Source organism: Serratia sp. root2, assembly GCF_031931805.1.
Classification (GTDB): domain Bacteria; phylum Pseudomonadota; class Gammaproteobacteria; order Enterobacterales; family Enterobacteriaceae; genus Serratia; species Serratia inhibens.
The window spans coordinates 994,765-1,008,495 of the sequence record NZ_JAUJXB010000001.1 but is presented as its reverse complement, the minus strand read 5'-3'; the positions used below and the strand labels follow the sequence as shown (position 1 = coordinate 1,008,495).

The 13,731-nt window shown below is 55.3% G+C and carries 11 protein-coding genes and 1 pseudogene; 6 read left to right on the top strand and 6 right to left on the bottom strand.

What is annotated here, in order from left to right:
• Nucleotides 1–9: 9 nt before the first annotated feature.
• Both QZQ97_RS04750 and QZQ97_RS04745 read right to left on the bottom strand, forming a co-directional pair.
• Nucleotides 10–207 carry a YnbE family lipoprotein gene (locus QZQ97_RS04750; protein ID WP_311992466.1) on the bottom strand — a complete coding sequence of 66 codons (198 nt, stop codon included), beginning with the start codon at nucleotides 205–207 and terminating at the stop codon, nucleotides 10–12.
• Entirely contained in the window at nucleotides 204–2,816 is a 2,613-nt protein-coding gene (locus QZQ97_RS04745; protein ID WP_311992465.1) for a YdbH family protein, read from the bottom strand. The genes QZQ97_RS04750 and QZQ97_RS04745 overlap by 4 nt, the downstream gene beginning before the upstream one ends.
• A 473-nt stretch (nucleotides 2,817–3,289) precedes the next feature.
• Here QZQ97_RS04745 and QZQ97_RS04740 point away from each other — a divergent pair, with 473 nt between their 5' ends.
• Together QZQ97_RS04740 and hslJ are read left to right on the top strand one after the other, a co-directional pair.
• A complete protein-coding gene (locus tag QZQ97_RS04740; protein WP_311992464.1) occupies nucleotides 3,290–4,282 on the top strand; it encodes a 2-hydroxyacid dehydrogenase in 993 nt (330 codons plus the stop codon).
• A 19-nt stretch (nucleotides 4,283–4,301) separates the two neighbouring features.
• On the top strand, nucleotides 4,302–4,730 hold the full coding sequence (gene hslJ, locus QZQ97_RS04735; protein WP_311992463.1) for a heat shock protein HslJ: 429 nt from the start codon (nucleotides 4,302–4,304) through the stop codon (nucleotides 4,728–4,730).
• Nucleotides 4,731–4,774: 44 nt separating this feature from the next.
• Here the strand turns inward: hslJ and QZQ97_RS04730 are convergent, their stop codons facing one another.
• Entirely contained in the window at nucleotides 4,775–5,035 is a 261-nt protein-coding gene (locus tag QZQ97_RS04730) for a DUF333 domain-containing protein (protein WP_311992462.1), read from the bottom strand.
• Nucleotides 5,036–5,585: 550 nt separating this feature from the next.
• Nucleotides 5,586–5,918, bottom strand: a complete 333-nt coding sequence (locus tag QZQ97_RS04725; protein ID WP_311992461.1) for an SMR family transporter — start codon at nucleotides 5,916–5,918, stop codon at nucleotides 5,586–5,588.
• 248 nt (nucleotides 5,919–6,166) lie between these two features.
• On the opposite strand from QZQ97_RS04725, the gene nifJ reads away from it, so the two are divergent.
• On the top strand, nucleotides 6,167–9,700 hold the full coding sequence (gene nifJ, locus QZQ97_RS04720) for a pyruvate:ferredoxin (flavodoxin) oxidoreductase (protein ID WP_311992460.1): 3,534 nt from the start codon (nucleotides 6,167–6,169) through the stop codon (nucleotides 9,698–9,700).
• Between the two features lie 4 nt (nucleotides 9,701–9,704).
• Here nifJ and QZQ97_RS04715 read toward each other — a convergent pair whose 3' ends face one another.
• Nucleotides 9,705–10,946, bottom strand: coding sequence for an alginate lyase family protein (locus QZQ97_RS04715; protein ID WP_311993871.1), 1,242 nt, complete (start codon nucleotides 10,944–10,946; stop codon nucleotides 9,705–9,707).
• 69 nt (nucleotides 10,947–11,015) lie between these two features.
• Nucleotides 11,016–11,618: a helix-turn-helix domain-containing protein gene (locus QZQ97_RS04710; protein ID WP_311992459.1), complete on the bottom strand. Its 603-nt coding sequence runs from the start codon at nucleotides 11,616–11,618 to the stop codon at nucleotides 11,016–11,018.
• A gap of 43 nt (nucleotides 11,619–11,661) precedes the next feature.
• Here QZQ97_RS04710 and QZQ97_RS04705 point away from each other — a divergent pair, with 43 nt between their 5' ends.
• The 3 genes and pseudogenes from QZQ97_RS04705 (at nucleotide 11,662) to ttcA (ending at nucleotide 13,614) form a co-directional block, all read left to right on the top strand.
• Nucleotides 11,662–12,375 (top strand): B3/B4 domain-containing protein, encoded by a 714-nt coding sequence (locus QZQ97_RS04705; RefSeq protein WP_311992458.1) that lies wholly within the window; start codon nucleotides 11,662–11,664, stop codon nucleotides 12,373–12,375.
• 15 nt (nucleotides 12,376–12,390) lie between these two features.
• A pseudogene (locus QZQ97_RS24535) lies at nucleotides 12,391–12,536 on the top strand (site-specific integrase); the annotation flags it as partial.
• Between the two features lie 139 nt (nucleotides 12,537–12,675).
• Complete coding sequence (ttcA, locus tag QZQ97_RS04700; RefSeq protein WP_311992457.1) at nucleotides 12,676–13,614, top strand: tRNA 2-thiocytidine(32) synthetase TtcA; 939 nt, start codon at nucleotides 12,676–12,678, stop codon at nucleotides 13,612–13,614.
• Nucleotides 13,615–13,731: the final 117 nt, after the last annotated feature.

The following is a 13,731-nucleotide window of genomic DNA, read 5'->3' as shown; positions in this document are numbered from 1 at the left end:
GTTTGGCTCCTAAAACAGACCGCTCTGGGTTTTCAGCAGATTATCAACGTCTTTATCCACCTTGATATGAATTTCATGTTCGATCTTCACGTTCATATTGATGGTAATCGGGTCTTTGGGCGTCGCGACCTCAATACGCGGCACGCAGCCGCTCAGTAAAGAAGTGCCCAACGCGACGACCAGCAAGGGTCCGCTGATGATTTTCATGGTTGTTCCCCAGGTTTTGAGAGGGCCTGCTCAAGCCACTCCTGTAAATTGTCGCCAAAGCGCAGACTGCGCCATAGCTGAAACACGTTTTCCTGATGGGTATAATTCAGGATAACCTCACGTTTGGCGCTTTTCTGCGGGTTTACCCCGTCAATACGCGCTTTTAGCGTCAGCTCGCCCAGATTATCGAGATCGACACGGGCCTGCGAACGGTTGATCTCCATATAACGCAGCCAGTCTATCGCCGCGCCGGTCGCCAGATTATTGCTGCCGATTGCATCGGCCATGTCCTTGTCCAGCCGCAGCGTCAGCATGCCGGCATTGGCGATCCACCCATTGCGAACCAGCCATTTGGGGTGATTGAGGTACAGAGGCAGCTCACCGTCGACCTTGCCGGACATGGCAAACTGCTTTGGCTTCAACGCGGTAAACAGCGCGCTGAGATCCACTTTATCCAGCTTCAGCACCGCAGCATCATGCTGCGGCATTCGCAACGCCGACAGGCTGATATGCCCGTTCAGCGCATCCAGGCCGACATTGCTCAACGTTAACGGTGCCGGCTCGCTGTAGGGATAAAAGCCCTGAAGATCGGCAGTGATGTTCTGCATTTCAAACAGGTTGCTGAGTGACTTGATGCGCAACGTTACCGGCCGTTTGGCACCCAGGTGCCACAAATGATTTTTTAATCGGTAGGACATGACAAAATCCAGACCGCTCATCTCACCGTCCTTCAGCCACATGCCGCCATTGTTCACGACCCAGTGGCCACCGGCTTCAAAGCCCTGCACTCGGGCAGCCGAAAAGGCCGACTGAGCATAAAAGTCGCCGTCACGCAGTTTGATATTGAGATCCGGCGAGATCAGCGGTTGGAATACTTCCAGCGATTGTTTCGGCCACCAGCCTTCACCACGCAGCCGTTCTCCGTCCCAGCGACCACGCAGGGCGATAGGCCCAATCTGTTCCGCCTGCAATTTGCCCTGCCACTGGAAGCTGTCCGGCGTAGTGCCTTTAAGCTGTAACGCCAGCCTAGGTGCGGGTAAGTGACCGCCGTCCGTGAAACTGACCTTGCCGGCAACCAGTTGTATATCGGCATTGAACGCCGGGTTCTGCTCACCACGCTGCCAGCGCAGTGGCTGACCAAGGCTGAGACGCGGCGCATCCACCGTCACCAGACCGTACTTCAGCTTGTCAAAACCGGTGGAAAGACGGTCGAGAATAACTGTCGTGTCCTGCCAACTGCCGCTGCCGGCAACGTCCCAGGCCGCTTGCAACGGCGGCAACTGGCCATTTCCCCAATAGCGCCATTGCCAGTTGCCGTGATCCGGCCAAAAATCCTGCGCTTTACCGTCCAGATGCAGTTTAAAGCGGCCCCAGTAGCTATCGCTGGCGTTGATAATGGCCTGCAGGCGGCCGGTAATGCCGGCGGCGGTAACCTTGACGCCGGCCAGCGGCAGGCGCGCTTCTTCCAGCTTCATTTCTGGCGAGGCGTTACCCCATAGACGCAGCAACGCCCCTGGCTGCAAGACCAGCGTAGGATTAAGGATAGTGCCACTGAGAATGCCGGGAATAGAGGCGGTCATGGAAAAATCGGCCAGATTCGCCTGGCCGGTCAGTTGGAACCGCAGATCGCTGTCAATCAATCCGACCTTGCCCGGCCCCAGCGTCAACACTGCATTGCCTTTACCATTGTGACCTGCGGTAATGACATTCAAACGAGCGCTGACTTGGGTTTCATCCAGCCCCTTGCTCCAGTCGTGCAGTGCCACGCTCAGCCCGCCGTTAAGCGGCTGCTGGCTGTAGGGCCAACGCCACTCGCCTTGATTGATGCTGACCTGCTGCGGGGTGATTTCCCAGGGTAACGTTACCAGCGGTTTATCGTCGCCCTTTTCCGTTAGCGTCAACACGCCTTGTTGATGCTGCCAGCGCATATCGAGCAGCAACGGCTTTTCCAGATAACCGGTTTGCATCTCGCCCTGCAACGCGCCCTGGACGGGCATGCTGTCCAAATCCAGCGGAATGGCCATCTTGCCGGTCAAATGCAGCGGTTGCGGACTGTTGGGCGGAGTCAGCGTCAGGCTGTTCAGCGTCAGTTGTTGATGGTCATCCAACACGGCTTCGAGGCTGAGGTTTTTCCCCTGATACTGCAGGCGTTGGCCACCCGCAGAAGCGTGCAATTGCAGTTTGCCGGCGTAGTGTTGCCACGGGATCACCGTGAAATCATTGATGGTGACATCCAGCAACGGCAATTGTTTTTGCACCCTGTCGAGTGCCAGAGGAGCGCTGTCGGCATCGCCGGCAGGCAATTTTGATAAACAGGCGCTATCGATGCTGAGTTTGTCGCCGATCAGTTGCCAGCGCCCCTGCCGATAGGCCAACCGGGTCGGCCCCACGGCGGCCAGCAAACAATCCTGCGCGGTAAATCGGGCACCGTCCAGTTGCAAGGCACCCTGCTGCCAACGCAGTTTGCCCTGCAAAACCAGCTGACTGCCCTGCGGCAGCCAATGGGTGAGCACGCGCGGCAGCCAGCGTGGCAGAGTTTGCCACAACGCCAACAGCAGGATCACAATCCCCACCACAATCCCTATGAATACTTTCAATCGCTTAGTCATTAAATGATTGCTTCATTCCTGAGTTAGGCATTAATCGCCCGAACCGAACGCCGTGTAGGGTAAGTCTATGCCTGAATTGGCAATAATGATGGCACGAATTTGACATAGGGTGAAGTCGATAGCGCAGGCAACGTCTGTACAGGCGGGTTTCCAGTCATCAATGCTGATTCTGTAGAGTTTAGTTACATATTCACTTCGTGAATACGTTATGTTTCGGACTTTTGTTATTGTAGTTGCCGTTGTTCATTAATAGTCTTGCAAGCATTCTAACAAAAGTCAGCCACGAGCTTACTGTACTAGAGAAGCCATTCCCCACCCCCCGTGGGGATTTTTTTCCTCCCTCTCCGCCGCCTCCCGTTACCCTTAACCTGCCCCCAATAAAGGGTTTTACCCATACTGAAAATAAGCTAACCAATTGTAGAATTTACTAAAATCTGTTAAATTCGTCACAAAATCACGGTGGAGAAACCACGATGAAATTGGCGATATACAGCACCAAACAGTATGACCGTAAATATCTCGAATTGGTGAATCAACAGTTTGGCTATGAGCTGGAGTTCTTCGACTTCCTGCTCAGCAAGAAAACCGCCAAAACGGCCGCGGGTTGCAAAGCGGTATGCATTTTCGTCAATGATGACGGCAGCCGCGAAGTGCTTGAAGAACTGGCGGCACTGGGGGTTGAGATCCTGGCCCTGCGCTGCGCCGGTTTCAACAATGTAGACCTGGACGCCGCCAAAGAATTGGGCATCAACGTGGTACGCGTGCCGGCTTATTCGCCGGAAGCAGTGGCGGAACACGCCGTGGGGATGATGATGTGCCTTAACCGCCGCATCCACCGCGCCTACCAACGCACTCGAGACGCAAACTTCTCGCTTGAGGGGCTGATCGGCTTCAACATGCATAATCGCACCGCTGGGGTGATTGGCACCGGTAAAATTGGTGTGGCGGCCATGCGCATCCTGAAAGGGTTCGGCATGAAACTGTTGGCTTACGATCCCTACCCAAGTGCGCAGGCGCTGGAGTTGGGCGCAGAATATGTCGATCTCAAAACGCTGTACGCACAATCAGACGTGATCACCCTGCACTGCCCGCTGACGCCGGAAAACCATCACCTGCTGAATACCGACGCCTTCGCGATGATGAAGGATGGCGTCATGATCATCAACACCAGCCGCGGTGGCCTGATTGACTCCTCGGCGGCGATTGACGCGCTTAAGCAGCAAAAAATTGGCGCCCTGGGGATGGACGTGTATGAGAATGAACGCGATCTGTTCTTCGAAGACAAATCCAATGACGTGATTCAGGATGACGTATTCCGTCGCCTGTCAGCCTGCCACAATGTGTTGTTCACCGGTCACCAGGCTTTCCTGACCGAGGAGGCGTTGACCAGTATTTCGGAAACTACGCTCAAAAACGTCAGCCAGTTGGATCGCGGTGAAAATTGCCCTAATCAGCTTAATGCCTGAATTGTAGTGAGGAACATGCATGAAAAAGTGTCTGTCGGCGGCGTTAGCGGCGCTGTTTTTAGCGGGGTGTGGAATGAACCAGAGCGGTAAAACGGTCACGGAAGGCGACCTGTTACATCACAATTTCGTGCTGCAAAGCGTGGACGGCGTTGCGGTGAAGCCACAGCCCGGTAACGCCCCAAGTATTGAGTTCGGTGAAAAAATGCATGTTTCCGGCGCGATGTGTAACCGTTTCTTCGGCAGCGGCCAGTTGCAAGACGGCGTGCTGACGGTGAAAAACCTGGCCTCAACGCGCAAGCTGTGCACCGATGCGCAACGCAATCAGTGGGATCAGACGATCGGTACAGTGCTGGATAACGGCGCAAAAGTCAGTCTCAACGCTCAGCAACTCACGCTGAGCGGTGGCGGCCATACCCTGGTATACACCCTGCGAGATTGGGTGCAGTAAACCCTGTTTACCAGGCTGCTCAAGCGGCCTGGTGTTCTTTCTTCTTAGCCGGCGGTTGAGCAGGCTCCTTTCCCCAGGGTCCACTCTTCACACTGCTTACCGTTCGGCATCTGGCACATTCTTACCGCTTCGCCGTTTAAATTATGAGCCACGGTAGTAACACCGCCAACACTGGCGCAATTGGCGCTGGTCTGTAACGTATTGATTCTTGCGCTGTTGCCCTGCTGAACTGGTTCTTCATTCTTGCTGCTGCATGCGGCCAAAAGCAGTACGGCGCCGGCAAGCAGCCACGTTGATTTTTGCATTATTTTCACTCCTGAACCCGGAACTGCGCTGTGTAAAATCGCCATTGCTGATAACTCGCGTCACTTTAATGCGGACACGTTCAGTTATCTTTGATGCAAACCTGTTTAATTTAGCCTGATAAATTAATTATGGAAATATATTCCTGCAATTATTTGGCGTTTATTTGAACAGAATCGACATTATTATCGTTACAGGATTTCTTTCCCTTTGATGCCAATCAGGCGTCAAAGGTCGGCGGCATGGCGAGGATTGCAGGTAAAAGAGTCGCAATGGCGAGGGGGCAGTAACAGCCAAAGTTTGAAATCTTGCGGCGAGTGAAGTCGTATCGGTGGCCTTGGGCGGCTGCGTCACTCTTAGCTACCGGCGCGGGAGAGAGTGCGAACTATGCTGTTACGGGTTAATGCATTCGTGACATTCAGGTAGCAGCTTCATTGGCCTCAACTGAAATGCCCAGGGTAGTGTAATCCCTTATTTTCCGTTATTTATGCCTGAATTATTCAGCCAGCGTCACTGAATGTCACGCTGGCTATTTTTACATTAAAATAACAATCAATGCGCCGCCGTTTTCGACAGTAAATTAATCACCAGCACACCGGCAATAATTAACCCCATGCCGATCACTGCGGGTAGATCCAGTTTTTGCTGATAGACAAATATGGCAGCTATAGACACCAGAACAATGCCCATACCCGACCAGATAGCATAGACAATCCCCAGCGGCATGGTTTTCACCACCATCGACAGCCCCCAGAAAGCCACGGCGTAGCCCACGACAACCACCAGCGACGGCCACAATCGGGTAAAACCTTCAGAGGCTTTCAACATGGTGGTGGCGATCACCTCAGCAACAATCGCCATGGTCAAATAGATAAATCCGCTCATCGTCTTTTCTTCTGTAAGTGAACATGCTCACCAGTATGGCGCGTCGCGAATAAATTGTCGTTAAACCACCCGGTTAATTCGCCGTTTGAAAACGATTTTTATCGAAAATATTACTTTCGCCTGTTTCCCGGCGATTTTTCGCACGCCACACAAACGCGATAAAGGGCCAATATATCCCTCTGCTAGACTTTGTTAATTACTGCGAGAGGCAACTTTTGCAGCTTTTTGAGCAATGAAAGGTAAAGTCGATGATTACTACAGATGGTAATAATGCAGTCGCTTCCGTCGCCTATCGCACCAGCGAAGTGATTGCCATCTACCCGATCACCCCCAGTTCAACCATGGCGGAACAGGCGGATACCTGGTCCGGCGACGGTCGCCCAAACATCTGGGGAGACGTGCCGCGCGTGATGGAAATGCAGTCCGAGGGCGGAGCCATCGCCACCGTGCACGGTGCGCTGCAAACCGGCGCGCTGTCTACCTCATTCACCTCATCGCAGGGTCTGCTGCTGATGATCCCGACGCTGTACAAACTGGCCGGTGAACTGACGCCGTTTGTGTTGCACGTCGCCGCACGCACCGTGGCGACCCATGCATTATCGATCTTCGGCGACCATTCCGACGTAATGGCCGTACGCCAGACCGGTTGCGCCATGCTGTGCGCCAGTAGCGTCCAGGAAGCGCAAGACTTTGCGCTGATTTCCCAAACGGCATCCCTCAACAGCCGTCTGCCGTTTATTCATTTTTTTGATGGTTTCCGCACCTCGCACGAAATCAATAAAATCGTGCCGCTGGGCGACGATGCCTTGCGTCAGATGTTACCGCAGCAGGCGATTGACGCCCACCGCAGCCGTGCGCTATCGCCGGATCACCCAGTGGTGCGCGGCACTTCCGCTAACCCGGATACCTATTTCCAGTCGCGTGAAGCCACCAATCCCTGGTACGACGGCGCCTGCCAGCATGTGATTGATGCAATGGATAAATTTGCGCAGATCACCGGGCGGGCATATCAACCCTTTGAATATTACGGCCACCCACAGGCCGAACGCGTAGTGATCCTGATGGGTTCCGCAATCGGCACTTGCGAAGAGGCGATTGACGCCCTGTTGACGCGCGGTGAAAAGGTCGGTGTGCTGAAAGTACGGCTGTTCAGGCCCTTCTCCGCTCGGCACCTGCTCAGCGTGCTGCCGGAAAGTGCCAGGAAAATCGCCGTACTGGATCGCACCAAAGAGCCTGGCGCGCTGGCGGAGCCGCTGTACCTGGATGTGATGACCGCGCTGGCCGAGGCTTTCAGCCGTGGTGAACGCGCGGACATGCCGATGGTAATCGGCGGCCGTTATGGTTTGTCTTCGAAGGAGTTCGGGCCGGACTGTGCGCTGGCGGTATTCAATGAACTGCAACTTGCCAGGCCACGTCCGCGTTTCACCGTCGGTATTTTCGACGATGTGACCGGCCTTTCCCTGCCGTTAAGTGAAGAAACCCTGCCGCAGCGCGCTTCGTTGGAGGCGTTATTCTACGGCCTGGGCAGCGACGGCTCCGTCTCCGCCACCAAGAACAACATCAAAATCATCGGCAACAGCACACCGATGTATGCACAAGGGTATTTTGTCTACGACTCCAAAAAGGCCGGTGGCCTGACGGTTTCTCACCTGCGCGTCAGCGAACAACCGATCAATTCGGCCTATCTGGTCAGCCGCGCCGACTTCGTCGGTTGCCATCAACTGCAATTTATCGATACCTATCAGATGGCGGAGCGTCTGAAGCCTGGCGGTATTTTTCTGCTTAACACGCCGTACGGTGCCGAAGAAGCGTGGTCACGGCTACCGCAGGAAGTTCAGGCTGTGCTGCAACAGCGCCAGGCCCGCTTCTATATTATCAACGCGGCAAAACTGGCACGCGAGTGCCAGCTCGGAGCGCGCATCAATACCGTTATGCAGATGGCGTTTTTCCAACTGACGCAAATTCTGCCGGGCGAGGTGGCGCTGCAACAACTGCGAGACGCGATCGCTCGCAGCTACAGCAGCAAAGGCCAGGAGATCGTTGAGCGCAACTGGCAGGCGCTGGATGCCACGCTTGATGCACTGGTTGAGATCCCGCTGCAACCGGTTGACGCCGGCAGCCCGCTGCGCCCGCCGATAGTCTCGGATGCCGCACCCGATTTTGTCAAAACCGTTACCGCCGCGATGCTGGCAGGGCTGGGCGATGCACTGCCGGTCTCGGCCTTCCCACCGGACGGTACCTGGCCGGTCGGCACTACCCAATGGGAAAAGCGCAATATCGCCGAGACGATCCCGCTCTGGCAGCCGGATCTCTGCACCCAGTGCAACCACTGCGTCGCCGCGTGCCCGCACTCGGCCATTCGCGCCAAAGTGGTGCAACCGCAGGCGATGGAGCACGCCCCTGCCAGCTTGCAGTCGCTGGATGTCAAAGCGCGTGATATGCGCGGCCAGAAATATGTGCTGCAGGTAGCGCCGGAAGATTGTACCGGCTGTAACCTGTGCGTAGAGGTGTGTCCGGCCAAAGATCGCCAGAACCCGGACATCAAGGCGATCAACATGGCTTCGCGGCTCGATAATCTTGAGGTGGAAAAGCAGCATTACGATTTCTTCCTGCAGTTGCCGGAGATAGATCCGGCGCAGATTGAGCGCATCGACATCCGCACTTCGCAGTTGATCTCACCGCTGTTCGAATATTCCGGCGCCTGTTCGGGCTGCGGCGAGACACCGTACATCAAGCTGCTGACCCAGCTCTACGGCGACCGACTGCTGATTGCCAATGCCACCGGATGTTCATCCATTTACGGCGGCAACCTGCCGACCACGCCTTATACCACCAACGCCGAAGGCCGCGGCCCGGCGTGGGCCAACTCGCTGTTCGAAGATAACGCCGAATTTGGTCTGGGCTTCAGGTTGACGGTCGATCAGCATCGTAGCCGCGTATTGCGCCTGCTGAACAGCCTGGCGCCGCAGTTGCCGGCAGCGCTGGTTAACGCTCTGCAGATGAGCGATATCGCGCCGGAGCCGCGCCGCAAACAGATCGCTGAACTGCGCGGCCTGCTGGCACAGATCGAAGGTAACGACGCTCGCCAACTGGCGACCGACGCCGACTATCTGGTGGATAAATCCATCTGGCTGATTGGTGGCGACGGCTGGGCCTACGATATCGGTTTCGGCGGTTTGGACCACGTCCTCAGTCTGACCGAGAACGTCAACGTGCTGGTGCTGGATACCCAGTGTTACTCCAACACCGGCGGGCAACAGTCGAAAGCCACGCCGCTCGGTGCGGTAACCAAGTTCGGCGAGCACGGCAAGCGCAAGGCACGCAAGGATTTGGGCGTCAGTATGATGATGTACGGCCATGTGTATGTGGCGCAGATTTCGTTGGGGGCGCAGCTCAACCAGACGGTGAAGGCCATTCAGGAAGCGGAGGCCTATCCGGGCCCGTCACTGATTATCGCCTACAGCCCGTGCGAGGAGCACGGTTACGATTTGGCGCTCAGCCACGATCAGATGAAACAGTTGACCGCCACCGGTTTCTGGCCGCTGTACCGTTTCGATCCGCGCCGCACCGACCAGGGCAAACCCGCGCTGGCGCTGGACTCTCGGCCGCCAAACAGCGAGCTGACCGAAACCCTGCTCAAAGAGCAGCGCTTCCGCCGCCTGAACTCGCAGCAGCCGGAGGTCGCCAGCGCGCTGTACCAGGCCGCAGAGAAAGAACTGAAAGAGAAGTACGACTTCCTCAGCATGTTGGCCGGCAAGACGGAAAAATCGTCCGTCGAATAACCCTTCAGGGCGCGATAGGTTCGCGCCCTGCTTCCAGCCAGCTTTGCCGCTGCGCTTCTTTTACCGCACCGCGTAGGTAGCTTTCTTTTCCCTGCCATTGAGCAATGTCGAACTGCGCCTTCTCAATCTCTGGCAGGTAACGATCTGTTTTCATTAGTCTATCCGCTTGAATCAACAGCGGTACAATGCGTATCCCAACCCGATCCAGACTTGGATAGGGCCATTTCCGCCCTGCATCAACGTAAGGTGCCATAAAGTCCAACGCCGCCAACAACGAACTGCCTTGTGCAGAGCGGTAATGCCACAAATCAATGCCCTGTCGTTGCGCCACCCCGGCCATCAGCACCAACGCCTGCAGATTGAAATAGCTGTAATGGAACGAACGGGTACGCAATAACTCTTGCGATTGCGAACCGTTAACGGCGAGTTGGAAATCAAGCTTACGCTGCGTCAGCCTCGCCATCTCCCTCACTACGTCATCACGCCCTAACCAGGCGGCAATTCCCGCCACCTGAACGGCGTACCAGCTGCCGTGGTTATTCTTCGCCGCGGCCTCCTGCTTACCGGCGCCGCTGTGCAACAGCCAATCGAGATAGCGGGCAAACCATTGTCGCATCCGGCTCTCATCGGCCACCGTCCAGCCGGGCGTTTGACGTAACAGCAACAGGCTGTCGACAACACGCGTGGCAAAATAACGCCCGTCCAAAATGCCGTTACCGCGGCCGTTGTTGCGCCCGGGAATGCCCTGAGCATAGTTGAGGTTCGGGTTCATCCGCGTTTGCGGGTTGATAAACCAGGCGCGGATCAACGCAATCGCCCTGTCGTTATAGCGTTGTTGCCCGGAGAAATAGCCCGCCAGCGTCAGTATCTGTACCCGTTGAGTGAACTCCGCCAGTCGCACGCCATCACTCTGTTCATTTTTACTGGCCGGATCCACAAGCCCGTCGCGGCGCACCCAGGGTAACCCGTCCGGTTTGCCGGCATCCGGCCACCAATAGGCACCGAGGCTCAGGTAATCGTGCTTGTCGCCGCTGGGTGGGGTCAAACCTTTGTCGGTGACGCTGAGCAACGGTTTTTGCAATGCGCTGTCGGCATCCTGCAGCAGACGCCGATAGTTAACGTCGCCGCTGAGATGGGCTTTTACCTGTGCCAAAGAAGGTTGCTGCAAGAAAATGCAGCACTCTGCGGCGTGGGCCGTAAACGACGTAAAACAGAGCAATAATCCGGCCTGCAAGAATTTACGCATAATCCCCACTACCATGATGAACCCTTATACGGATCCGCCCTTGGATACCCCCGGCAAACCGGCAATATGTCAGGAGTGAAGTTCGGCCACGGTCATGGTGAAGACCAATTTTCCCTCACCCCGATTTGAATAATAATGCGGTACATCGGTGCTGGCGACGGCAGAGGAGCCCTCAGGAATAATCATCTCGGTACTCCCCACCTTCAGGTTGAGAACGCCCTGCTCAACATGCAACAGCTCTAAGGTGCCTTGGGGATGGCCCGCTGAGGCAAACAGCTCATCAGGAAACATCTCCCAGCGCCATAGCTCAATCATATTCGGCCCACGCGTCCCCGCCAGCAGACGGGCGGTGCCGCCCGAATCCCCCTTCCATAATGTAGGTATTTCTTTTTTATCGATAAAGTAAGCGGAGGGTGCATCGGTGACATTCACGATATCGGCTACAGACAAACCCAGCGCCGCCGCTATTTTGCACAATATGGCGATGCTCGGGTTAGCCGCTCCCTTCTCGATTTCTACCAGCATCCCTTTGCTGACGCCAGCCCTGCGTGATAGCTCATCAAGCGTCAATTTCTTATTTTTGCGGTGTTGTTTGATGGTGCTTGAAACCGCTTCATTGACGGTTTGGATATCCGCGCCGTTCTCGGTCGATATATTGACTTTATTGGTCATTAGTCATTACCATGAAATAAATTAGTCATTATAGGATTATCAGATGTTTTCAGTTCTTCCGTCAATCGATCCCAAAGTGTCCTCCTCGGCACCCGGCTTCAGAGCCCTAAGCATTGCCGTTGAGGCCGCACCTATCACCAACCCGAGGATTGCCGGTCAGGCTTTGGAACAGGCTTGTCATTCGATTTCTGCGGGTGACGCGCCCTGGGCCGAGGCTCATCTTGCCGCCTGGGGGGAGGTCTTTAAAAAATTCGGCGCCAAACCCAAGCGCACCCCTTGTTCAGCCGAAGCTTTGCGCAAACGGGTCCTGCGAGACGGCTCACTCCCCAGTATTGATCCCGTTGTTGATCTTTATAATGCCATCAGCATTCGGTATGCCATTCCCGTTGGCGGGGAAAATATTGAAGCCTATAGCGGGCAACCGAGATTGGTGATTGCCGATGGAAGCGAGCTGTTTGATACGGTGAAAGACGGTGAGGTTGCGCATGAATCGCCGGAACCCGGGGAAGTCGTCTGGCGCGACGATCTGGGGGTGACCTGCCGTCGTTGGAACTGGCGCCAGGGGGTAAGAACCCGGTTGAGTGCGGACGCCGGCAAGATGTGGTTCATTCTGGAAAGCCTGCCAGCCATGCCGTTACAGGCGCTGTATGATGCCGGCGAAGAGTTGATCAATGGGCTGCATCAGATGATGCCGGGCGTAAAAACCGAACAGACACTGATTGGTTTCGATCTGGCTGAAGAGCATCAAACAAAGTAAAAAAACGGCTTTCGCTCCTCATTGGGCCATGTCTGGGGCTCATGCATAAAACGCGCTGGTATTCGTCGTCGTAATCCGTACCATACGCGACATACTTTTGCCTGCTGGTTGTCAGCAGCAGGCGCGAACCCATTTTTATCGCAAACCAGATGGGGCATGATATGCACAAAGGACCTTCAAGACCTAAAGTGCGAAGCGGGGATCAATGAATACTGACCCAAATAGCCTGTTGAATGCTAAACTCGCGGTCAACATGTCATGCCCCCATAGTGCCCCCCATTGAAAACGAGCACGATTTAAATGTCAGAAAAACAAACCGTTAGTCAAAAAGAGCAGTACAACCTCAACAAATTGCAAAAGCGCCTGCGTCGCAACGTGGGCCAGGCGATCGCCGATTTCAACATGATTGAAGAAGGCGACCGCATCATGGTTTGCCTGTCCGGCGGCAAAGACAGCTACACCATGCTGGAAATCCTGCGCAACCTGCAGCAAAGCGCGCCGGTGAACTTCTCGCTGGTTGCGGTCAACCTCGACCAGAAACAACCGGGCTTCCCCGAGCATATCCTGCCGGCTTATCTGGAAAGCCTGGGGGTGGAATACAAGATTGTCGAGGAAAACACCTACAGCATCGTCAAAGACAAGATCCCTGAAGGCAAAACCACCTGCTCACTGTGCTCTCGCCTGCGCCGCGGCATTCTTTACCGCACCGCCACCGAGCTGGGCGCAACCAAGATTGCCCTCGGCCATCACCGTGACGACATTCTGCAAACGCTGTTCCTCAACATGTTCTACGGCGGCAAACTGAAAGGCATGCCACCCAAGCTGATGAGCGACGATGGCAAGCACGTGGTGATCCGTCCGCTGGCCTATTGCCGCGAAAAAGACATCGAGCGCTTCTCGGTGGCTAAAGAATTCCCCATCATTCCGTGTAACCTGTGCGGTTCACAGCCAAACCTGCAGCGTCAGGTGATTGGCGACATGCTGCGCGACTGGGATAAACGCTATCCGGGCCGTCTGGAAACCATGTTCAGCGCAATGCAAAACGTGGTGCCTTCCCACCTGAGCGATTACAACCTTTTTGATTTCAAAGAGATTCACCACGGCAGTGAAGTGGTTGACGGTGGCGATCTGGCTTTTGATCGTGAAGATGTTCCGATGCAACCGGTCGGCTGGCAGCCAGAAGATGCGGATGAAGCCGCACCGGCGCTGGAGCGTTTAAACGTTCTCGAAATAAAGTAAACCGCTGCGCCGCCCGTTTTCTGCGGGCGGCGTTTCTTCCCGCAGACAGTTTTCGATCCTGCTCACAATTCCAGCATAATTTATCGGACAGTGCCGCCTTTACTCTATACTGTGTAT

Coding starts and splice junctions, on each gene's coding strand:
- ttcA (WP_311992457.1), top strand. CDS start 12,676: ATGTCAGAAAAACAAACCGTTAGTCAAAAAGAGCAGTACAACCTCAAC.
- QZQ97_RS04750 (WP_311992466.1), bottom strand. CDS start 207: ATGAAAATCATCAGCGGACCCTTGCTGGTCGTCGCGTTGGGCACTTCT.
- hslJ (WP_311992463.1), top strand. CDS start 4,302: ATGAAAAAGTGTCTGTCGGCGGCGTTAGCGGCGCTGTTTTTAGCGGGG.
- QZQ97_RS04705 (WP_311992458.1), top strand. CDS start 11,662: ATGTTTTCAGTTCTTCCGTCAATCGATCCCAAAGTGTCCTCCTCGGCA.
- QZQ97_RS04745 (WP_311992465.1), bottom strand. CDS start 2,816: ATGACTAAGCGATTGAAAGTATTCATAGGGATTGTGGTGGGGATTGTG.
- nifJ (WP_311992460.1), top strand. CDS start 6,167: ATGATTACTACAGATGGTAATAATGCAGTCGCTTCCGTCGCCTATCGC.
- QZQ97_RS04715 (WP_311993871.1), bottom strand. CDS start 10,946: ATGCGTAAATTCTTGCAGGCCGGATTATTGCTCTGTTTTACGTCGTTT.
- QZQ97_RS04710 (WP_311992459.1), bottom strand. CDS start 11,618: ATGACCAATAAAGTCAATATATCGACCGAGAACGGCGCGGATATCCAA.
- QZQ97_RS04740 (WP_311992464.1), top strand. CDS start 3,290: ATGAAATTGGCGATATACAGCACCAAACAGTATGACCGTAAATATCTC.
- QZQ97_RS04725 (WP_311992461.1), bottom strand. CDS start 5,918: ATGAGCGGATTTATCTATTTGACCATGGCGATTGTTGCTGAGGTGATC.
- QZQ97_RS04730 (WP_311992462.1), bottom strand. CDS start 5,035: ATGCAAAAATCAACGTGGCTGCTTGCCGGCGCCGTACTGCTTTTGGCC.